The organism is Pseudomaricurvus hydrocarbonicus, from assembly GCF_011602365.1.
Classification (GTDB): Bacteria; Pseudomonadota; Gammaproteobacteria; order Pseudomonadales; family Cellvibrionaceae; genus Pseudomaricurvus; species Pseudomaricurvus hydrocarbonicus.
Window position 1 is genome coordinate 21,701 of the sequence record NZ_JAAONZ010000006.1, and the last position, 20,334, is coordinate 42,034.

17 protein-coding genes are annotated in these 20,334 nt (G+C 53.2%); 9 read left to right on the forward strand and 8 right to left on the reverse strand.

Annotated elements, in window-relative coordinates:
• Positions 1-90: 90 nt before the first annotated feature.
• Positions 91-1,230, forward strand: a complete 1,140-nt coding sequence (locus tag G8770_RS09850) for an aromatic ring-hydroxylating oxygenase subunit alpha (RefSeq protein WP_167185566.1) — start codon at positions 91-93, stop codon at positions 1,228-1,230.
• A gap of 104 nt (positions 1,231-1,334) precedes the next feature.
• On the opposite strand, the gene G8770_RS09855 is transcribed toward G8770_RS09850, so the two are convergent.
• Positions 1,335-2,510 (reverse strand): pyridoxal phosphate-dependent aminotransferase, encoded by a 1,176-nt coding sequence (locus tag G8770_RS09855; RefSeq protein ID WP_167185569.1) that lies wholly within the window; start codon positions 2,508-2,510, stop codon positions 1,335-1,337.
• 219 nt (positions 2,511-2,729) lie between these two features.
• Here G8770_RS09855 and G8770_RS09860 point away from each other — a divergent pair, with 219 nt between their 5' ends.
• The 4 genes from G8770_RS09860 (at position 2,730) to G8770_RS09875 (ending at position 7,194) form a co-directional block, all read left to right on the forward strand.
• Positions 2,730-3,611 (forward strand): response regulator transcription factor, encoded by an 882-nt coding sequence (locus G8770_RS09860; RefSeq protein WP_167185572.1) that lies wholly within the window; start codon positions 2,730-2,732, stop codon positions 3,609-3,611.
• 267 nt (positions 3,612-3,878) lie between these two features.
• On the forward strand, positions 3,879-5,297 hold the full coding sequence (locus tag G8770_RS09865; RefSeq protein ID WP_167185575.1) for an ethanolamine ammonia-lyase subunit EutB: 1,419 nt from the start codon (positions 3,879-3,881) through the stop codon (positions 5,295-5,297).
• Positions 5,297-6,145: an ethanolamine ammonia-lyase subunit EutC gene (gene eutC / locus G8770_RS09870; protein ID WP_167185578.1), complete on the forward strand. Its 849-nt coding sequence runs from the start codon at positions 5,297-5,299 to the stop codon at positions 6,143-6,145. Before G8770_RS09865 ends, eutC begins: the two co-directional genes overlap by 1 nt.
• A 464-nt stretch (positions 6,146-6,609) precedes the next feature.
• Positions 6,610-7,194, forward strand: coding sequence for a lipid-binding SYLF domain-containing protein (locus tag G8770_RS09875; RefSeq protein WP_167185582.1), 585 nt, complete (start codon positions 6,610-6,612; stop codon positions 7,192-7,194).
• 121 nt (positions 7,195-7,315) lie between these two features.
• On the opposite strand, the gene G8770_RS09880 is transcribed toward G8770_RS09875, so the two are convergent.
• From G8770_RS09880 to G8770_RS09895, 4 genes are all read right to left on the reverse strand, one after another.
• Complete coding sequence (locus G8770_RS09880; protein WP_167185585.1) at positions 7,316-8,506, reverse strand: pyridoxal phosphate-dependent aminotransferase; 1,191 nt, start codon at positions 8,504-8,506, stop codon at positions 7,316-7,318.
• A 156-nt stretch (positions 8,507-8,662) separates the two neighbouring features.
• Entirely contained in the window at positions 8,663-9,460 is a 798-nt protein-coding gene (locus G8770_RS09885) for a cyclase family protein (protein ID WP_167185588.1), read from the reverse strand.
• Positions 9,461-9,742: 282 nt separating this feature from the next.
• Entirely contained in the window at positions 9,743-10,987 is a 1,245-nt protein-coding gene (locus tag G8770_RS09890) for an APC family permease (RefSeq protein ID WP_167185590.1), read from the reverse strand.
• Positions 10,988-11,222: 235 nt separating this feature from the next.
• Entirely contained in the window at positions 11,223-12,143 is a 921-nt protein-coding gene (locus tag G8770_RS09895) for a histone deacetylase family protein (RefSeq protein ID WP_167185594.1), read from the reverse strand.
• 211 nt (positions 12,144-12,354) lie between these two features.
• Here G8770_RS09895 and G8770_RS09900 point away from each other — a divergent pair, with 211 nt between their 5' ends.
• Positions 12,355-15,051, forward strand: a complete 2,697-nt coding sequence (locus tag G8770_RS09900) for a bifunctional acetate--CoA ligase family protein/GNAT family N-acetyltransferase (protein ID WP_167185596.1) — start codon at positions 12,355-12,357, stop codon at positions 15,049-15,051.
• Between the two features lie 34 nt (positions 15,052-15,085).
• Here G8770_RS09900 and G8770_RS09905 read toward each other — a convergent pair whose 3' ends face one another.
• Positions 15,086-15,661, reverse strand: a complete 576-nt coding sequence (locus G8770_RS09905) for a DUF3237 family protein (RefSeq protein WP_167185599.1) — start codon at positions 15,659-15,661, stop codon at positions 15,086-15,088.
• 478 nt (positions 15,662-16,139) lie between these two features.
• On the opposite strand from G8770_RS09905, the gene G8770_RS09910 reads away from it, so the two are divergent.
• Positions 16,140-16,526 (forward strand): DUF3127 domain-containing protein, encoded by a 387-nt coding sequence (locus G8770_RS09910; RefSeq protein ID WP_167185602.1) that lies wholly within the window; start codon positions 16,140-16,142, stop codon positions 16,524-16,526.
• 122 nt (positions 16,527-16,648) lie between these two features.
• Entirely contained in the window at positions 16,649-17,341 is a 693-nt protein-coding gene (locus G8770_RS09915) for a glutathione S-transferase (RefSeq protein ID WP_167185605.1), read from the forward strand.
• Positions 17,342-17,495: 154 nt separating this feature from the next.
• Here the strand turns inward: G8770_RS09915 and G8770_RS09920 are convergent, their stop codons facing one another.
• Positions 17,496-17,828 carry a YnfA family protein gene (locus tag G8770_RS09920; RefSeq protein WP_167185608.1) on the reverse strand — a complete coding sequence of 111 codons (333 nt, stop codon included), beginning with the start codon at positions 17,826-17,828 and terminating at the stop codon, positions 17,496-17,498.
• Positions 17,829-18,393: 565 nt separating this feature from the next.
• On the opposite strand from G8770_RS09920, the gene G8770_RS09925 reads away from it, so the two are divergent.
• The gene (locus G8770_RS09925; protein ID WP_167185611.1) at positions 18,394-18,885 is read left to right on the forward strand and encodes a hypothetical protein; all 492 of its coding nucleotides are present in this window, start codon (positions 18,394-18,396) and stop codon (positions 18,883-18,885) included.
• A gap of 261 nt (positions 18,886-19,146) precedes the next feature.
• Here G8770_RS09925 and rho read toward each other — a convergent pair whose 3' ends face one another.
• The gene (rho, locus tag G8770_RS09930) at positions 19,147-20,082 is read right to left on the reverse strand and encodes a transcription termination factor Rho (protein WP_279537140.1); all 936 of its coding nucleotides are present in this window, start codon (positions 20,080-20,082) and stop codon (positions 19,147-19,149) included.
• Between the last annotated feature and the right edge of the window lie 252 nt (positions 20,083-20,334).

The following is a 20,334-nucleotide window of genomic DNA, read 5'->3' on the forward strand; positions in this document are numbered from 1 at the left end:
GCCTCGGCAGCCTGTTACCTGCTGTAGGACTTAAGTAACGACAACTTAAATCTACGGCTTGTTGTATTGATTAAGCATTGAAGGTAAACCATGAAAATTGATGTTAAAAATATTGACGTAGAACAAACCCAACAACACGGATTGCCGCCCGAAGTGTTCAAGGCAACCGAGATTTTTGACAAAGAGTGCGACGCCGTCTTCCGCCAAGGCTGGGTCAGCCTGGCCAGTGCTCAGCAGCTGCCCGAAGTGGGCGACATGTTGCCCGTGAAAATTGGCAACGCCAGCCTGCTGATCATGCGCGGTGCCGATGACACCATCGGCGTCTTCCACAACATTTGCCGGCACAAGGCTGCACCGCTGGTTGACAGTGCCTGCCGCAAACGAGTGCTGGTCTGTCCTTATCACCGCTGGGCCTACAATCTGGATGGCAGCCTGCGCGCGGCCCCTAAATACTATGGCGACAGTGAACAGCCCATGTCGGCACAAGACAAAGCCGATAAAGGCTTGCTGCCCGTACGCTCGGCGGTTTGGTGGGACACCATTTTTGTCAACCTGTCCGGCGACGCGGAACCTTTCGAAGAGTTTATTCGCCCTCTGGATCAATTGCTGGAAGGTTATGATAGCGACGGCTTGCGCATGATCAGCACCACGGAATACCAGTCTTCTGCCAACTGGAAACTGGCGGTGGATAACTTTCTGGATGGCTACCACGTACCGTTTGTTCACTCCCAGGCGGTAACGCTGGACTCCGTCATGAACCAGGAGGACCTGTTCCTATCCGACAACATCGCCGGCTTGCGCTTGCCCACCGGGGCCAGTGACAAGCCCGCCAAAACGGATAAACCTCTGCCGCACTTTCGTCACCTGACCGAGGAAAATGTGGGGACACAACAGTGGTTCGGTATTTTTCCCAACACCCTGCTGTTCGTTGATCCGGTGTGGGTACAGTTGATCATTGTGCGCCCCGAAGCGCCGACGGCTGCCAGTGAAACTCTGACCATTTATGCCGCCAACCCCGAGTCCATGGCCGATGAATTTGCGCCCCAGCGTGAAGCGCTCAGCGCTGCCCTGAATGAGGTCAACCAGCAGGACATCGAGCTGCTGGATAAACTGCAATTCACCCGCACCGCACCCGAGGCCAGCCAGGGTCATCTGGTACAGGCCTGGGATCAGGTCAATGTGCGTTTCCACCAGATGTGGCTGCAAAAGATGCAAGCGGCAGAAGGCTAGATACTAGTTACTAGCTTCTAGTAACTGATTCCAGGTTCAGGTGACCGAAAATAAAAAGCCGCCCCGGACATGGTCCGGGGCGGCTTTTTCAATTCAGCAATGGATTACTTCCGCAAAGACAAAAAACACCGTTCAATGCGCTGGCAGGCGTCTTCCAGCACTGGCAGCTCGGCAATCAGTCCCAACCGGATGTGGCCCGCCGCACTGGCGCCAAACGCATCGCCCGCCAGCACCGAGACCCCATAATCGTCCAGCAGTTGTGTGGCAAACTCCTCCGCCGTACAACCACTGTGACGAATATCCACCATGATGAACATCCCACCCTCCGGTAGATGGCAGTGCAAATCCGGTACCTGACTTAACTGTCGATAGACAAGATCCCGGCGCGCCCGGTATTTCTGCTTCATGATGTCCAGCTCGTCCAGCTCCGCCGTCAGCGCCGTGACCACCGCATGCTGGGAAAAGGTCGGACAGCCGTAGAGCATGCAGGTACTCATGTTAGCCAGATGACCGCTTAACTCTTTTGGGCCGATGGTCCAGCCCACCCGCCAACCTGTCATGGCGTGGGACTTGGATACGCTGTTGATGACAATGGTGCGCTCCTGCATCCCCGCCAGGCCCGAGATACTGTGATGTGGCTGATCGTAGGTCAATGACGCATAGACTTCATCGGACACCACCCAGAGGTCGTGCTCGATGGCAATATCGGCAATGGCCTGCAGTTCTTGCGGGCTGATCACCGCCCCGGTGGGGTTATGGGGCGTGTTCAACAAAATCGCCCGGGTCTTGTCGGTCACAGCGCTGCGAATGGTGTCGGCCGACACCCGAAAATGCTGCTCTGGTAACATCGGTACCCCCACCATCTCGGCGCCCGTCGCCCGCACCACGGCCTCGTAGGTGACGTACGCCGGTTCCGGCACGATGACCTCGTCTCCGGCGTCCACAATGCAGTGCATGGCACAGAAAAGTGCACATTGCGCCCCCGACAACACCACCACATTCTCTTCGGTCACGTCGCAGCCGGTGGCCTCGGCATGCTGTGCCGCAATCACCTTCAATAACGCGGGTTCACCGGTAAATCCGGTGTAGTGGGTATGGCCTTCTCTCAGGGACGTCACGGCCGCTTCCACAATGGCCGGTGGCGTATCAAAATCCGGATCGCCCATGGACAACAGAATCACATCCGCTCCGGCATCCGCCATGGCCACCGCGCGGGTGTGAATGTCCCAGGCTTCGGCGCCGTCACCGGCAATTTTTTGGGTAAATCTGGAGTACTGCATGTCAGTGGGTTCTCAATAAAATCAGTATGGAAAGCTGCTTGAAAATATACACCGTGGTGTTAATGCAGTGTAAGCGCTCCGACAGCCATTTCGAATGACCAAATTGGGTTGTTCACGCCCCCCCAAATGAGGGAGAATGGCCCTGTAACCCGCCCCGAAGGCGTGAGTTTGAGCTTCGACCCCACAGCACAAGTACCCGCACCCCATGGACCTCACACTATGAACCCACACGACATGGTGCCACCCGACCCGCTCCTGTTGAATGCGTTCATGGCAACCGCCCAATCGCTGCTGCAACACGTACACACGGACACCTTTTACAACCACCTGACGGACACCGTGAACCGTCTGGTGCCGGTTGACAGCCTGGTGGTACTGGGACTGGCTCAAGGTGAAAAACCCACCGTGATTCACGATGCGCTCCACCCCCGTGAAAAGTCTTCATTCTACGAGATTTATATGGCTGGGGCTTATCTGCTCAGCCCCCTGTATCAACACTGGCAGGACTTGCCCAACGGTTTTTTCCGCATTGATGACATGGGCCTTGATGAGCTTGAGGACAGTGATTTTTCGCGAGCCTATTACAAGGATTGCGGGCTTTGCGACGAGGCCAATTTTGTCGTCCATACCTCACCGCAGCACGCTGTTGCGCTGTGCTTTGGCCGGCAACAACTGCCCATGCCCTTCAGCCCGTTAGAGCTTCATTACTTACACTTGATTGAGCCCATCTTTCGCGCGGCCCTGCAGCGCCAGCATGAGTACATGATCGCATCCCATTCAACGCAACCGGATGCCACTCAAACGGCTTCAAAGACAGCGCCCGCGCAGGCAAACTTGCCCGCACATAATGTGTTGATGGCAAGGCTGCATGAATTTGGCTCGACCCTGTTAACCGATCGCGAACAAGAGGTGCTGGCGCAAATACTGAAAGGCAAAGCTTCCAAGCTGGCCGCGAAAGCGTTGCGTATCTCACCCGAAACCGAGCGCAGCCATCGCAAAAAAATCTACACCAAGTTCGGTGTCACCTCCCAAACCGAGCTGTTTTCATTGGTGTTAAATCACGTCGTGTATCTCGACGGCGGCACGGCTGAGGCGGACTGAGCCTTCTTCACCCTGCGAGGGTATCGGTGTAGCATCCCAGCCGAGGCCATCAGAAACGCTATACTCGGCAATGACAGCTCATTTTCTGCGGGCAATCTGGTCATTGCGCCAGAATAACGCTCAGGGTACGAGTGGCAACGACTGTAATGACAAGGTTAGAAAGACAACGGCTCAAATTTTGCGGACTCTGGTAAACACGGCCCGACCGGATTATCGACGTCGCTGTCATCAGGCATTCAGGCATTAATGGATACGAGCGTTTCCCATATGGCTCTTGTGAATCAGGGTTTTCAATTCAAAAACAGGGTGGGGGAAGTCACCTTTGGCTTTCGCAACCTGGCCGAGCTCATGGCCCGTGCCACACCGGCCCGCTCCGGTGATCGCCTGGCAGGCGTGGCGGCGGCCAACGCAGAAGAGCGTGTCGTGGCGCAAATGACCCTGGCCGATGTCCCTCTGAGCCAGTTTTTGACCGACCTGCTGATCCCCTATGAAAGCGATGAAGTGACGCGCTTAATCATCGATGAGCACGACACCAAAGCCTTTGCCCCCATATCCCATTTGACCGTTGGAGGCTTCCGGGATTGGCTGCTCAGCGATTTGGCCACACCGCAGGTCTTACGTGAGGTTCGCACCGGTATTACCCCGGAAATGGCGGCGGCGGTGAGCAAGATCATGCGCAATCAGGATTTGATGTTGGTGGCCAAAAAATGTCGTGTCACGTCCGCGTTTCGCAACACGTTGGGGCTACCCGGCCATTTATCCACTCGTCTGCAGCCCAACCACCCGACCGATGATATCACGGGTATCGCCGCCAGCATTTTGGACGGACTCCTCTATGCCAATGGCGATGCGGTGATCGGGATTAACCCGGCCACCGACAACGTCTCTCAGGCCTGCCGACTGATTCACATGGTGGGTGATATCATTGATCACTATGAGATTCCAACGCAGTCCTGTGTACTGACCCACGTGACCAACACCCTCGAAGCCATAGAGCTGGGCGCCCCGGTGGATCTCGTGTTTCAATCAATTGGCGGCACCCAGGCGACCAATGACAGCTTTGGCGTTAACCTGGCCATGTTGAGCGAGGCGCAGGACGCCGCTCTCTCGCTTAACCGCGGGACGCTGGGCAACCATGTCATGTACTTTGAAACCGGCCAGGGCAGCTCACTGTCGGCCAACGCCCATCACCACCTGGATCAACAAACCTGCGAGACCCGTGCTTACGCCGTGGCTCGAAAATTCAATCCCCTGTTAGTGAATACGGTGGTAGGGTTTATTGGCCCGGAGTATTTGTACGACGGCAAAGAAATCACCCGAGCGGGACTGGAAGATCATTTTTGTGGCAAGTTGCTGGGCCTGCCGATGGGCTGCGACGTGTGCTACACCAACCACGCCGAGGCCGACCAGAATGACATGGACAACCTGTTGACCTTGCTCGGCGTCGCCGGCTGTAATTTCATTATGGGGGTACCGGGTTCGGATGACATCATGCTGAACTACCAGACCACCTCCTTTCACGATGCTCTCTATGTACGTCGTGTTCTCGGCTTGAAAGCGGCTCCTGAATTCGATGCCTGGCTGAGAAAAGTGGGCATCAATCTTGATACCGAGAGCTTCAGGCTCAACCCTCACGTGCCCGACGTATTTCGTCCCTCCTTACAACATCTGCTGGGAGAGCGCTAATGGCGACAGATATGACCTCTGACCCGATGCACGGCGCGGTGACCGACAATGCCTGGCAGCCATTGCGCAGTTTCACCGCTGCCCGCATTGGGCTCGGGCGCGCCGGCACCAGTTTACCGACTCAACGCTTGCAGGAGTTCCAACTGGCACACGCCAGAGCCCAGGATGCTGTGCACCAACCCCTTGATGTGGAGAGCTTGACGCAGAAGCTCGCGCAACTGCCCTGGCCCTCGCAACCCACACCTTTGCGACTTCACAGTGACGCCCCGGATCGCGGCACTTATCTGCAACGGCCCGACCTGGGGCGGCGTTTACATACCACCTCACAACAGCGGCTAAGCCAATATCTGGCCACTGGCGCTGCACCGATTGATCTGACCATCGTGCTGGCCGATGGTTTGTCGGCATTGGCCATCGAAAAAAACGCCCTGCCCTTTTTACAGCAACTGCTGCCTGCTCTTCAGCAGTCAGCGTCGCCCTGGCAACTGGCGCCACTGTGCATTGTCGAGCAGGGGCGGGTTGCCATCGGCGACCACGTAGGTGAGAGTCTTGCCGCCCATTGCGTGCTGGTCTTGATTGGTGAACGACCTGGACTCAGCTCACCCGACAGTATGGGACTGTATCTGACCTGGCAGCCGCAAAGGGGTCTCACTGACGCCACCCGCAACTGCATTTCCAACATTCGCTCAGCGGGTTTAACCCCCCAGGAGGCCAGTCGCAAAGCCCTGTATTTACTGACCGAAGCGCGACGGCGGCAACTGTCCGGAGTTCAACTCAAAGAACGATCTGACCAAGACAATCTCGAATATGCCAGTGGCGACAACAATTTTTTAATACCCTCTGGCTGACCAACGTTCAGCACCATGGGGGAAACGGCGTTACACCCGATAATGAGCCCCCCTACTGACCGAAAAACCTCGCCACACTCAATCTTACTCTCACACTCACACTCACACTCAATTCCAGATCCAGCCTCTGAGGACCACTGCCAGCCGTGCGAGTCCTCGACGCCCCCACGAGTTTAAAAAAACCGATGTCAACTGTTCACAATCCACCAACGACGTCTACCCGACGGCGTTGCGGCTGGCGCTCTTTTACTTGAGATTAGAACGTGAACTCGTTTTTATTACTTTTTAATCTTATCTAGAAATCAAACAATTGACTAAGTTTTAACTGGCTGTGGAAAAAGGTCCTCAATGGCAACTCACACGCACCTGATCAGACCCACAGTCTGATCCACACTGAGTCTATTCTATGTTGCTTGTGATTTATGTGTGGTTCATTTTTTGTCACTTAAGTCATGGAGTAAATAATGCGCATATCTCTCAGCTATTTCACCGCTCTACTGATTCTGGCTCTGCCATTCACCCATGTTTGGGCAGACGACGATGACGCCAAATACCAGGAAGCCAAGGAAGTTTTTCAGAAGGCTGGCGCCAGCGGGACCTATTTCGACAAAAGCTACGGTTACGCCCTGCTGCCAACCATCGGTAAAGGCGGTGTCGGCGTTGGGGCTGCACACGGCAGTGGACGCGTTTATAAAGGGGGTGTTTACGTCGGAGATACCTCAATGACCCAACTGTCCATTGGCTGGCAGTTAGGCGCTCAAGCGTACAGCCAGATTATCTTTTTTCAGGATAAGCGAGCATTTGACGAGTTTACCAGTGGCAATTTTGAATTTGGTGCCGGTGCCTCGGCCGTCGCCATCACTGCAGGCGCGTCTGCCTCAACCTCCACTGCCGGGGGCAGCACGACCGGCATCAGTGGTGGCAAGAATGACGCCAGCACCGCAGGCGGCTATAGCAAAGGCGTTGCTGTCTTCACGGTGGCGAAAGGCGGGTTGATGTACGAAGCCACCATCAGTGGGCAGAAGTTTAGCTACAAACCGAAACAATAACCGGGTTTAAAACACCTTGTGGCACGCTGGGGTCTCCTCGTCTCTCGCGTGCCGCGCATTCAATCAACCGGCAAACGCAGACTGTCGGAATCCCACTCTCTCGTCCGTTAGGCTTCGTCCATTAGGCTCCCGTTAATTTTTTAACATAGCGCTCTATGCGGTCAAAGGCTTGCCCCAGAGACTCTGTTGGCAGCGTCAGTGAGACTCTGACATAGTCCCGGGTCGATTCACCGAAACCCGAACCGGGCAACACTGAAACCTTTTCTTGCTTTAACAAACCCTTGGCAAACGCCTCTCCGTCAGCAGCCACCGCTGACACATCGACCATCATGAACATGCCTGCTTTCGGTGGCTGGCAATGGAGCCCGTCAATAGTAGCAATTCTTTCTGCTGCATAGTCGCGACGTATTTTATAGGCCTGACGAATTTCAGCCATATATGCCGCGTCATTCTTAAGGGCAAAAGCCCCCGCATCCTGCACAAACTGACAACAGCCAAAGATGGTGGCCGAGGCGAAATTCAAAAGCTCCTTTTGCAACGCCACCGAAGCGACAATCCAGCCCAACCGCCAGCCGGTCATCGAGTGAGACTTGGACAGCCCATCAATAACAATGATGTTATCCAGATGTTCTGCCGCGGCCAACAATGAGGTGTGTTTCTCCTCGAAAGTGATCATGGAATAAACCTCATCACTCACGAGCCAGATATTTTTTTGATAGCAGTATTCTGCCAATTGACGCAACTGAGCAGGCTTAATCATATTGCCCGCAGGGTTACCGGGAGTATTGATGAAAATAACCCGCGTCTTGTCGGTGACCGCTGCGGTCAGCAAATCGACGTCCAGTTCAAAGTTATTATTGGTCTGCAGCGGAACCCGAATGACATGGGAGCCGACACTGTCAAAAATACCGAAATAACCCACATACATAGGATCGGCCACCACAACCTCATCGCCGACGTTCAACAGGCAAGACATGACCGTGTAGATGGCATTGGTGGCACCGGGGCAGATGAGAATATTTTCAGGGCCACATTGGCGTTTAGAGGTTCTGGATTCTATGTCGGCAATCACCTCTCGCAGACTTAACTCCCCCATCCCCGGTGCGTAGTGAGTACGTCCCTTTTTGAGCTGTTGAATAGCGTAATCCACCGTGTCCGGGTGGGTATCAAGATCCGGATCTCCAACCGACAGAAGAATAACGTCTTCGCCCCGGGCCGCCATCGCACAAGCTTTATCATGCACTTCCCATACGGATGAGGACTCCCCCTGAAGTCGTTTGGCGATATTACTGATAGATCCTTGAAAGCTCATCTGGCGACCTTTTCAATAACCGGGATAACTCTGGCTGAGGGTAGAACCTTAACCCCGCACTTATTGAGTATAATTGAATTGTCAGCCGCTGCTGCTTTCAAAGTTTTTAAGCGATTAAGCGATATCCAGATGCCCACCGACTGTCTGAATCCACACCTAGTCTTTCGGCACGAAAGCCACAATTCGCAGCGGGCCACCACTGCCGCCCCGGATTTTCATGGGCAGGGCAATAACCGTAAACCCTGTTTCGGGCAGCTGGCTCACGTTGGCCACGTTTTCGAAGCCTGGAATGTTGTGCTCAAACAGGATTTGGTGTGTCTGATAGCGACGGGAGCCACCGTAATCAAGGCTCGGCGTATCGATCCCCACCGCCTTGATCTTGCGCTCGCCTACCAGAAATTGGGCCGCTTTGGGATGAATGCCCGGAAACCTCAGTTGCTTGACGCCCTCGTCTCCACGCTGATCGGTTCCCATATAGGCTTTTTTGTCGGGCCAATACTGAGAGGAACCGGTATCGATCAGCAGGATGCAATGCTCGGGCAAACGGCCGTGCTGACGTTCCCAGGCTTTAATGTCTTCAACCGAGAACTGGTAATTGCGGTCGCTGCGGGCTTGATCGTCTACCCGGATCACCACCCCCACACCGATCAACTGATCGATGGGAATTTGATCGACCGTATGACGTCCTTCGAAGAAATGAATCGGGGCGTCTATGTGAGTCCCCCCGTGTTCGGCCGTACTGATGTTATAGGCTGAATAATAGTAACCCGCCTCATTATGCCCCTCGAATACCGTGGTTTTTTTAAAGGTTTCCGAGGTGGGCCAATACACGGTTTCTTCAGAAAAATCGTGGGTGAGATCCAGCCAACGTCCTTTGTCAAAGGGGCCGGCTGAGACATGGCTACAGACCAACACACAGCCAAGTAAATACCATAAAACCGACTTGATTTTCATGACGCTACTCCTGCAAGTTGTAGGTAAAAGACACCTCACAAACCACTGCCAACGATAGTGCATCCGCTGCCATCAACTTGCAGCCTCCATAGGATGCGCCTTTTAACGGGTACACGGGGAAATACCTACAAGTGTAGTGAATATTCACTCAAGGGAGGGGGTGTTTTACCGGCTGACAGGATCTGGTCTGGCAGTGCCCGACCTGATAATACCCATGTTGCTGTTAAGGTTGCGCAACAGGTTTTTCTGAGCCTGAAATGACCCGATAAGCAGCAGGCTGATTTAAGCAACGACGGGTATCGCAAACAAGACAACCCACAGCAGCACAACTGACAAGCTGCCATAAGCAAACACCAACCACTGGCGCTGTCTGCCAACCATCATGATATAGGCCAGGCGTGTGGCCAAAAGGGTCTGCAGCAGATAATAAAATGCAAAGGCCCGAGAGGCGAAGGTGACCACCTCAAAAATATGGCTGCTCCACATCAGCGCGACGGCCAACATCGTTAACACCGGGTAGCTGAGCCGAGCCGGTATTTTGTTGCGCCCAACATCTTCCACCACCCCACCAGCACCAATAATATCCGCGATGGCGGCACTGAACTGGCTCATGGTAGCCGCCACAATCAGCATAATCGGCAGTACCAAAGTGATGTTCGCCGACAGTCCGATGATCGCCGTCTCAGTGGCTGCCTGCCGTGTAAACGGAGCCATCAATGGCAGGGCCAGCGCGACGAAAGCAATGTAAATCACACCGGCCAGAACTTGCGCAAGCTGCATGGAGCGGGCTCGCAGAGGAGCATCATAGGCAGCAGAGAGGTATTTCGAGGTTTCAAACCCCTGCACAATCAACAGCATTCCCGCCAACATGCGAGCGCCTTCCCAGACGCCGACATGGATTGGAGAAAAATCCGTCAAATCAAAACCGCGGCGGCCATCGTAATGCATAAGCCCCAATAACAGCGACACAATAACCGCCAGTTTGATGGTGACCGAGTACTCCTCCAGGCGCTCCAGCCCGCGCAGTCCACGAGACCAGCCATAGCAACCGATAAACAACAGTACAATTGATGCCAGTACATTGGCATTAAACGGGGTATAGGCATCAACACCTGTGAGAATAAAACCGCTCATCAGGCGCACGTAAAACGTCACGGAAATCACATAGGCGAACGCTAAGGCGATATCCGACAGGCGTTCCAGTTTTGCCGCTGTGCCGTTACCGATATCGTTACCGTTAACAGAGCCTGCATGACCATGGTGGAGAATATTGAAACGAATAACGGAGCCCACCCAAAATGACAGCAGCACAATAGCGACAATGCACACTATCGACCATACGCCGGCAATATTGGCCAGTAGTGGGGCGACAATCAAAAAGCCACTGCCAATGATCGAGGCCAGGGGGGTCACGGTAGCCCGCCAGAAGGCAGCATCGCGAATGGCAGGTCGAAGCATAATGAGGGCAACAATCACGGAGACAGCGACCAAAGAAGCATCCAGTAGCGAGAAATTTTCCGCTTGCATAAAAAGCACTCAAGAACTCTGAACAACCGCGGAGACCATCCGTGAAAAACGATTCACAACTGCGGAATGAAAAAGGGGGGGGCGTTACTTTAATGAGAGGGTAACACGGGCGCCACTACTGCCATTTGTCACAGGTCAAACACGTTGGCGGTCCAGCCTTACACTGCAGCCGCCGACCCACGGCAATTCCCGTGTCGAGTCGGGAATAGATTCGCATCCATTCTGGGGAACAGGTTTACCCCATCATGGCCTTGAGATGCGCAACCACCGAGCGCCCCAGGGCCGATAACGCATAGCCCCCCTCCAGAAAAGACACCATGCGGCCTTCAGCGTAAGTATCGGCAATCACTTTGATCTGCTCAGTAATCCAGGAGAAATCCGCTTCGGTCAGGTTTAACTCTGCCATATCATCTTCAATATGCCCATCGAAGCCTGCGGAAATCAACACCAGCTGGGGCTTAAACTCATGCAATGCCGGCAACCAGGATGCCTGTATTTTCGCTTTAAATTCATCCCCCCCCGAGCCGGATGCAAGCAACGCGCTCACCATGTGATTGTCGGTACTTTGATGCCCGCTGTGCGGGTAAAAAGGGTGTTGAAAACTGGAACAGAATAAAACTCTGGGCTCTTGACTGAAAATATTTTCGGTACCGTTGCCATGATGCACATCAAAATCCACAATCGCCACACGCTCCAACTGATAATGATCCAGGGCATGGGCGGCGGCCACAGCCACATTGTTGAAAATACAAAAGCCCATGGCGAAATCCTTACCCGCGTGATGTCCCGGTGGACGCACACTGCAAAACGCGGATTGAACTTCACCGGCAAACACCAAATCCAGCGCTTTGATACCGGCACCCGCCGCGCGCAATGCCGCCTGCAAACTGTGGGGACTCATCATGGTATCCGGATCCAGTTCCACGGATCCTTGTTTGGGGGAACGCGCAAAAACATCATCCACATAGCCTTCGCTGTGTGCTCTCAACAGCTGTTCGCGGGTGGCCAGGGGGGCATCTACATGGCGTAAAACCGCGTCCAGCCCGGATGAGATCAGCTGATCATTGATCGCGGATAACCGTTGAGGCCGCTCGGGATGGCCAGAAAAATTTTCATGTAACAAACAATCACTGTGAGAGATAACCGCTAGCGTCATTTTTATAAACCTGAGTCAGGTACTATTCTATAAATCTTGGCCGGAACTATTTTATACGGTCAGGAGCTATTTTATAAGGTCGGAACCATTCTATAAGGCCAGGCGCTATTTTATAAGGTCAGGAACCATTCTATAAGTTGTTTCAGGACAAGACCTGTCGAGAAAAAACATAGTGCAATGTGATTTAACGAATTAGGCGAAATATTACCTCATGGGCCCACATTACCTGAATCATTTGTTTGACCCCAAATCCATCGCGGTACTGGGTGCCTCTGAACGGGAGCACTCACGGGGCAGCATCATATTCCGCAATCTCTTGGCGTGTGGGTTCAAAGGTAAACTCTACCCGGTAAATCCCAACCATAGCACAGTACAAAACCACCGAGCCTACAAATCCATCAACGACATACAGCAGCCTGTGGATCTGGCCATCATCATCAGCCCCGCTGCTACGGTGCCAGACATCATTCGTCAATGTGGCGTTGAAGGCGTCAATGCGGCCATTATTTTATCCGACGGTTTGGGGGAAACCGCCGCGGGAAACACGGGGGCAAAGCTGCAAGCGGAAATGATGAAGTACGCCCACCAATATGGCGTTCGTATTCTCGGCCCCAATTGCCTGGGATTGATGCTTCCTAAAAAAGGGCTAAATGCCACCTTCACTCAGCAAATGGCCAATCCGGGTCACATGGCGCTGGTGTCACAATCGGGTGCCTTATGTACAGCCGCCATCGACTGGGCCCGGGCGGAAGGACTGGGCTATTCTGCGGTCATTTCCCTGGGGGATGTCGCCGATATCGGTTTCGGAGAAATTTTGGATTATCTGGCCATGGACCCCAGCACGCATTCCATCCTGTTGTACATTGAAGCCATACGAGATGCACGCAGCTTTATCAGTGGGTTGCGAATTGCCGCGCGCATCAAGCCGGTGGTCGTGGTCAAAGCCGGGCGTTTCCAACAAGGCTTGCAAACCGCCATCCATCATACCGGCGCGGTCATCGGCAGTGATGATGTTTTTCATGCCGCACTCAGACGGGCGGGGGCCGTGAGGGCCTATACCATACAACAAATGGTCAATGCCGCCGAAATCCTGTCTCGACGTCACTACCACGTAAAAGGCGATCAGCTGGCGATCATCACCAACGGCCGCGGACCCGCCATCATGGCCTGTGACAGAGCCGTGGAGCTGGAGGTTCCCCTGTTCGAGCTGGAACAGACCGATCTCGACCAACTCAATCCACACCTGCTGGCGAACTGGTCACACGCTAACCCGTTGGATCTGCTGGGAGACGCCACGGCCGAACATTACCAGGTTGCACTCAACCATTGCTTGCAGGCCGGTAAGGTGGCCGGCGTGCTAGTGCTGTTATCCCCTCAGACCATGACAGATGCCACTGCCGTGGCCAGGTTGGTGATCGAAACCTCTCAGAACAGCCCGAAACCTGTGATTGCCTGCTGGATGGGCAGCGCACAGGTTGCCGAGGCAAACCGCTTGTTTCGTCAACATAACCTTCCCCATTTCGACACCCCCGAATTCTGCGTCGGTGCTTTTGCGCTATTAACCAGCTACCAACGCAACCAACAATTGCTGATGCAAGTACCCGGCCCCTTTACGCAACACCGCAATCCGGATATCGCTGGCGCTCGCCTGATCGTCGAAGAGGCCCTGGCCAGCGGCCGGCAACACCTCAGCAGTCTGGAAAGCCGCGCCGTGGTACGTGCATTTCACCTGCCCCTGGCCCCGGCAATTTACGCCAGTAACGCCAACGATGCCCTGATCGCCGCAGAGACGCTGGGATTTCCGCTGGCCATGAAAATTAACGCGCCAGATATCCAGCACCGGTCGGATGTGGGAGGGGTTCGCCTGAACATCAGCAGTGCCGCGACGGTACGCCACAACTTTCACGAAATGCTGGCCACCGTAAGGGAGCAATACCCCGATGCCGAAATCCAGGGCGTGACCCTGGAGCCCATGTACCGTCGGGCTCACGGTCGTGAGTTGATGATTGGGGTGGTACGCGATCCGGTGTTTGGACCCGCCATCAGCATTGGGGCGGGAGGCGTCATAGCTGAAGTGATGCAGGATCCTTTCACTTCCCTGCCCCCGTTGAACCAATTTCTCGCCCAACACATGATCAGCCGGACACGAGTGAACAAATTGCTGCGAGCGTTTCGGGGGATGCCGGCCATTGATTTCAACGCTCTTGAAGAGGTACTGCTCAGAGTGTCGGAACTGGTGTGTGAAATACCGGAGATTCGTAAAATCGACATCAACCCCCTGATTGCCGATGATCAGGGCGCGTTGGTGGTTGATGTCAAAATACAAGTGGATGCCCAGCCAGCCACTACCCGCCCCTATGCTCACATGGCGGTACACCCTTATCCGGCAGCTCTCGAATCCAACGCTGAATTGGCCGATGGCACCACTCTGTTGATCCGCCCTATTCGGCCGGAAGACGCCAGCCTGGAGCAGGATTTTATCCGCCGTCTGTCACCACAAAGTATCTATTTCCGGTTTATGCAAACGCTCAACAAACTCACGCCGGAGATGCTGATGCGGTTTACCCAGATCGATTATGACCTGGAGATGGCGTTCGTTGCCATGGTCATTCATCAACAACAGGAAACTGTCGTCGGCGTTGCCCGTTATATGACCAACCCCGACGGCACCAGTTGCGAATTTGCCCTGGTGGTTGCCGACGACTGGCATCACAAGGGGATCGGATCCAGGTTGATGCTGGAACTCATCAAGGTTGCACGACAGCGCGGGTTAACCGAGATGGAAGGCGAGATACTGACCGAGAATCAAGGCATGCTCGCCCTGATGAAAAAACTCGGTTTTACCATCCGCATCCAACCGGACGACCTGCAACTCAGGCGTGCCGTCCTCCGGTTAACGCAATCGTAAATGCTTAACCCAGTCGCTACAGGTTCAAGGTAACTCAAAGCACCTTGTACACTTCGATCAAACGGTCGTTTTCATTCAGTTTATGGGTGACCTTCATGGATTCAGGCACCGGCCACACCAGAGTTGACACAAACACGTGTTTGTTTAACCAGTCATATTTACCTTGCGGCGCAATAAATTCTGGCACTAGACGATACTTTTCAACCTCGGGCTGACTCTCATAGGCGAGCCCTTTGTTGTGGATGATGATCGTGACCCCATCGTCTGTTTTTAAGCGATACAGTGCGTCAACCACCACTACACCGTCAGGGCGAACCACTGGGAAATCGCCACCGCCGGGTACTACGGTCCCTCGAATACCTTTACCCACGAACTTGCCACCGACAATCGGCCAGATTTCATCGCGTATGCCATCCTTGCTCTTATCCGACGACCCACCCATGGTTTCAGGTTCCGTGCAGGTCACCACCAGTTGCATCACCAGCTCATAACCCGGTGGGTCACGGGGCTCCATATCCCAGCCCTCAGCGCGGGCTAAAGCACTTGATACCCACAGTGTGCAAGTCATCGCGGAAACCACCAGCCATCTGAAGACACCTACATCATTCATACAAACTCCCAAATATATCCATACCCATAATTCAGGGCTTTTGAACGCACCAACCCCCTTCCGGAGCGCCATGCCTTAACAGAGTCAAAAACATACCCAACCCATAATGCGAATAATTACTCATATTTTAACAAATGGCAAATACCTCAGACAAAAAATGCTAAAAAAGTGTCTGAACCCTCAAGTTGGGCAAGAGGCCGGGGTGGTCAAAGCGGGCCGGGCCAGAGGGCGGACCCCAAACGAGAGGGACCAAACGAGAGGGACAGGCACGTTGGCCATGGGCAGTGCCTGTCCCTGAGATTGGCTGAGATTGGCTGCCTGAGATTGGCTGAGATTTGCTGAGAACTGGCGGTGCCTGTCCAGAACTGGCGGTGCCTGTCCCATCAGCACGTTGGCTCACGCCGTGTATAGCGTTCTACACCCCCAAATCTCCCCCCGAATGATGCTAGAATAGGCGCTCAGCAATCAGGATCAAACCATGTCAAATAGCTTCGAAACACAGGGTGTTATCCACTCCATTGGCGACACCACGGAATACGGCAACAACGGCTTTATCAAGCGTGAATTTGTGATCAGGGTAACCGGTGAAGGCGTCAATGAGGCCTATCCCAACTACCTGGCCATGGAGCTGGTAAAAGATAACTGCGGTATCATGGACGCCTACAATCTCGGCGACGAGATCAAAGTTCACTTCAACCTTAATGGCCGCCTGTGGTCACCTCCCGGCAAACCCGAGAAATGTTTTAACAGTTTGCAGGCCTGGCGCATTGAGCCCATGACCCAGAATGTCCAGAACGACTCCATGCCTCCGGGCTTCGATCAGGGGCCGCCGCTGGATGCCTACGATGATGACGTGCCCTTTTAACCAATCACCGAATGAGCGGTACCCGCAGCCGCTCCTTAGGAGGTTTGAGAAAACCTCCTAATAACGATGATGCTTGTCATGGTCAGGGGGCAACAATCCTTTATGATTAGCAGGATCATGCCATGGTGGACTACAAACTTTACTACTGGGAGTTACCCTTTCGAGGGATTTTTATCCAGCTGTTGTTGGAAGACATGGGTGCTCGATACTCGCGACTGGATGCCCTGGAGATCTACCCTGCAAAAAGCCTGAGCATTCATCATCCCGGCATGGCCCCACCCTATCTGTACGACTGCCAACGGAAAAAATACTTTTCGCAGATGCCCGCCTGTCTCATGCACCTCGCGCACAGGCATGATTATCTACCCAAACGTCCGGAGCGGCTGACACTGGCCTTAAAAACCCTTCTGGATTGCAACGATGTGCTGATGGAAATCACCAACAGCAACGGCATGCTGATGTGGACTCCCAAGCGCTGGGAAGAATTTCGCTATCAGCGTCTGGCAGACTGGATGGTGTTGTTTGAAAACACAGGTAGAGAGCATAACCTTAAGGACAATCGCGGTTTTCTGCTGGGTTCAACGCTCTCCGTGGCCGATATAGCCACCACCGCCCTGTTTGGCACGATGGTTTACTCCTTTCCCGCATTGAAAGCCGATCTTATAGAGTGCGCCCCACACATCGCCAACCTGTGCCAAAGAATCGAATCCCGCCCCGCCATCCAGGCATTTCTCACGCAACACAGGAGTGAATACGGTCGCGACTACTGTGGTGGACAGATTGAACAATCCCTGCGACAGATGATGAACGCTTAACACGTTGGCAATCCACTCCTCATGCCTACCGAAAGCGGGAAGTTTCCCCAGCAAAAAACGACTGAGTCAGACTCTACCCGCTGGTGATCCGTGCTGAATACTCGACAGAATCGTCCCCTTTCCTGTGCGATCACAGCAGGAATTTTGGATACAGTTATGCGCTACGGGGGGCAAACATGATAATTGCCATACCCAACAGAGCAACCCCGGAACCGACCATGTCCCACGTTGTTGGACGAATACCATCGACTAGCCACAACCACAAAATAGCCGCAAAGATATAGACACCGCCATACGCGGCATAAACCCTACCCGCAGCGGTAGGATGTAATGACAGCAACCAGGCAAATGCCGCCAGACTGAGAGCGGCTGGCACCAATAACCAGACCGACTTACCTTCACGTAACCAAAGATACGGAAAATAACAGCCAACAATTTCAGCCAGTGCGGTAACCAGGAAAAGGCTAAAGGTTTTTAATTCCGGCAAACGATGCTACTCCTCAATGATGGCCCGTCAAGCTCACAACGGGGTCAACTTACTTTATGCGCTTTATACAAGATGCTAGTGCTAGGTACGCAGGCTCCGTCGGGGACGGTGTATTTTTCCGCTGATGGTTAGTTTGCTTATACACCGTAGCCACCTACTGGCACAGTTTCAAAGCGCTCGCCAAACCCCGTGATCAAAGGCCCTCCCATTGCAATAGCCTCTTTTACAGACGTTAACGAGAGAGACGCGGCATAACTCGCTTTACTTTCTCACACTTCGGTAATCCAAATGGCATTATCATCTTGCATATCATTGGAAACGATATCGCTTAGGCAGCCAAGCATACCGGATACCAACTCATCCCGCATACCGGGAGCGGAGATGACTCCCACCACCGGATTGCCAAACCGTTGTGATCTTTTTAAAATAACGAGCGGTGTCGCACATTCTTGTTGACAAATTTTTGACACGGCTCACTTTCAGAAACCGCCAACAGCGCTATATTCTCTTTGTCGAGGACCTCGTCTGAGTAAAGAAATCTCTCCCTTATGGAACCCTGAAAGTGATGCCCACTTGTGTCTCCAAGCAAACAAACTGCGCTCCGCCCACCGGCACTAGCCGGCACCCACCACTCGCGCTGCTACTGGTTGAGGTCAAACAAGGCCTAAAGAAAATAAGCGATAATCCACGGGCCTATCGCAGCAAAGCCTTTACCGAATGGTACCGGCAAGCCCAGGAGCTCTATCAGTCGACAGCTTGGTTTGGCGCCCCGCCGATCATTGGGGAACGGTTTTCGCAGCGTCGATTCGGAAGATCCAGAGATCTCTTAAACGATATCGAGATTTTTGTGCTGTTCAAACTAGACGTTCAAGTCACGATGAAAGAGCTGGATTATTTCATGGCTCGCTATCGACACATGGAAGAACTCGCACACTCTCAACAGCAACATACCGCCAATGGAGCAATGCAGCTTCCCCACGGCCACAGACTAATCAGCCAAGGGCTACTGGGGTTATTGACTTTGGGATTTCTGTTGTGGCTGCTACTTAAATTTTAATAGTAAAGCCTATTATTAAAACCTGATTTTTAAAACCCAATTAGGCGATGCCTGTCCTGTAATTCGTAATTTATCGTCTCTCAATTCATTTCTCAGTCAGCGAAAACTATGAACCCAAACCATAGTATGAGTCTATCACCCGTTTCGGCCAAAACAATGATCAACGCTCCCAAACAGCTCTTGCGTTCTGACGCAGAATCGATACTGTCAGTATTCGGCGGTGCCTGTCCCTCTATTGGCTTTATTGGCTTAAGCCTTTCACTATGTGGCTGAAAATGCGTTCAGCAGCTCTTTATTGGTAGGGTATTTTTCTAATAACTCAACCAGCTTTCTAGCGCCCTCTACCGGTTTAAGATGGGTGAGTGACCTTCGTAGCATTCTGACCTTTTCGATATCTTTGGGTTCAAGAAGAAGCTCCTCACGGCGCGTACTACTTTTAGCAATATCCAGCGCGGGGAAAATACGCTGGCCCGCAGCCTCTCGCGATAAAACGATTTCCATATTGCCGGTACCCTTGAACTCCTCAAAGATCACCTGATCCATCCGACTTCCGGTGTCCACAAGTATGGTCGCCAGAATCGTCAACGATCCGCCATTCTCAATATTTCTAGCGGCACCAAATATTTTTCGTGGGATTTCCAGAGCCCTGACGTCAATCCCACCCGACATGGTTCGACCGCTGCTCTTGCGGTCTGCGTTGTGTACTCGTGAGAGCCTGGTAAGAGAATCAACAACAATCATCACATCATGACCTTCACCGGCTTCCTGAATGGCGATGTCAATAAGGTTATCGGCCACACGGACGTGTTCGGCATAGCTTTCATCCGAGGATGAAGCGTGTACCTCTGCCGGCACGCCGCGCTTAAAGTCAGTCACTTCTTCCGGCCGCTCATCAATAAGTAACGCATAAAGTTTTATCTCGGGATAAGCCTCCGCCACCGCCTGACAAATATGTTTCAACATCGTTGTTTTACCAGAGCCAGGTGGAGCAACAATCAATCCTCGTTGCCCCATGCCTATGGGTGTAATCAAATCCATCGCCCGCATAGAGAGATGCTGAGAACCGGATTCCAGTCGAATACACGGAGTAGGATGGATGGCTACGCCATTTAAAAAACGCTTCTTCGGATCACCAGGAAACAGACCCTCAGCCACCTCATCTGCGGGTTTGACGTCTTTAGGTTTTTTGGTCTTCAAACTTAATGTTTTTCTCGTCATGATATCGATTTATAGCTCCAGGGAATTAAGTGTTTTGACCTGTTTACAGTCGTCTAACGAAGCGTTTTTAACGCCAAAATGCAAAATAGGTAACTAAGGGGTAGTAGTTCAGCGATGCCGGTCCCTCTGCTCTCGGTTTCTATTCGGCGGTTTCTATTCGGCGGCGCCTGTCCCTCTATTGAGCTCTATTGATTCGCCGTCCCTCTGTTGTTTGATGAATATCAGCGTTAC

Coding starts and splice junctions, on each gene's coding strand:
- G8770_RS09885 (WP_167185588.1), bottom strand. CDS start 9,460: ATGAAAATCAAGTCGGTTTTATGGTATTTACTTGGCTGTGTGTTGGTC.
- G8770_RS09875 (WP_167185582.1), top strand. CDS start 6,610: ATGCGCATATCTCTCAGCTATTTCACCGCTCTACTGATTCTGGCTCTG.
- G8770_RS09915 (WP_167185605.1), top strand. CDS start 16,649: ATGGTGGACTACAAACTTTACTACTGGGAGTTACCCTTTCGAGGGATT.
- G8770_RS09850 (WP_167185566.1), top strand. CDS start 91: ATGAAAATTGATGTTAAAAATATTGACGTAGAACAAACCCAACAACAC.
- eutC (WP_167185578.1), top strand. CDS start 5,297: ATGGCGACAGATATGACCTCTGACCCGATGCACGGCGCGGTGACCGAC.
- G8770_RS09910 (WP_167185602.1), top strand. CDS start 16,140: ATGTCAAATAGCTTCGAAACACAGGGTGTTATCCACTCCATTGGCGAC.
- G8770_RS09865 (WP_167185575.1), top strand. CDS start 3,879: ATGGCTCTTGTGAATCAGGGTTTTCAATTCAAAAACAGGGTGGGGGAA.
- G8770_RS09900 (WP_167185596.1), top strand. CDS start 12,355: ATGGGCCCACATTACCTGAATCATTTGTTTGACCCCAAATCCATCGCG.
- G8770_RS09925 (WP_167185611.1), top strand. CDS start 18,394: ATGCCCACTTGTGTCTCCAAGCAAACAAACTGCGCTCCGCCCACCGGC.
- G8770_RS09860 (WP_167185572.1), top strand. CDS start 2,730: ATGAACCCACACGACATGGTGCCACCCGACCCGCTCCTGTTGAATGCG.
- G8770_RS09855 (WP_167185569.1), bottom strand. CDS start 2,510: ATGCAGTACTCCAGATTTACCCAAAAAATTGCCGGTGACGGCGCCGAA.
- G8770_RS09890 (WP_167185590.1), bottom strand. CDS start 10,987: ATGCAAGCGGAAAATTTCTCGCTACTGGATGCTTCTTTGGTCGCTGTC.
- G8770_RS09895 (WP_167185594.1), bottom strand. CDS start 12,143: ATGACGCTAGCGGTTATCTCTCACAGTGATTGTTTGTTACATGAAAAT.
- G8770_RS09880 (WP_167185585.1), bottom strand. CDS start 8,506: ATGAGCTTTCAAGGATCTATCAGTAATATCGCCAAACGACTTCAGGGG.
- G8770_RS09905 (WP_167185599.1), bottom strand. CDS start 15,661: ATGAATGATGTAGGTGTCTTCAGATGGCTGGTGGTTTCCGCGATGACT.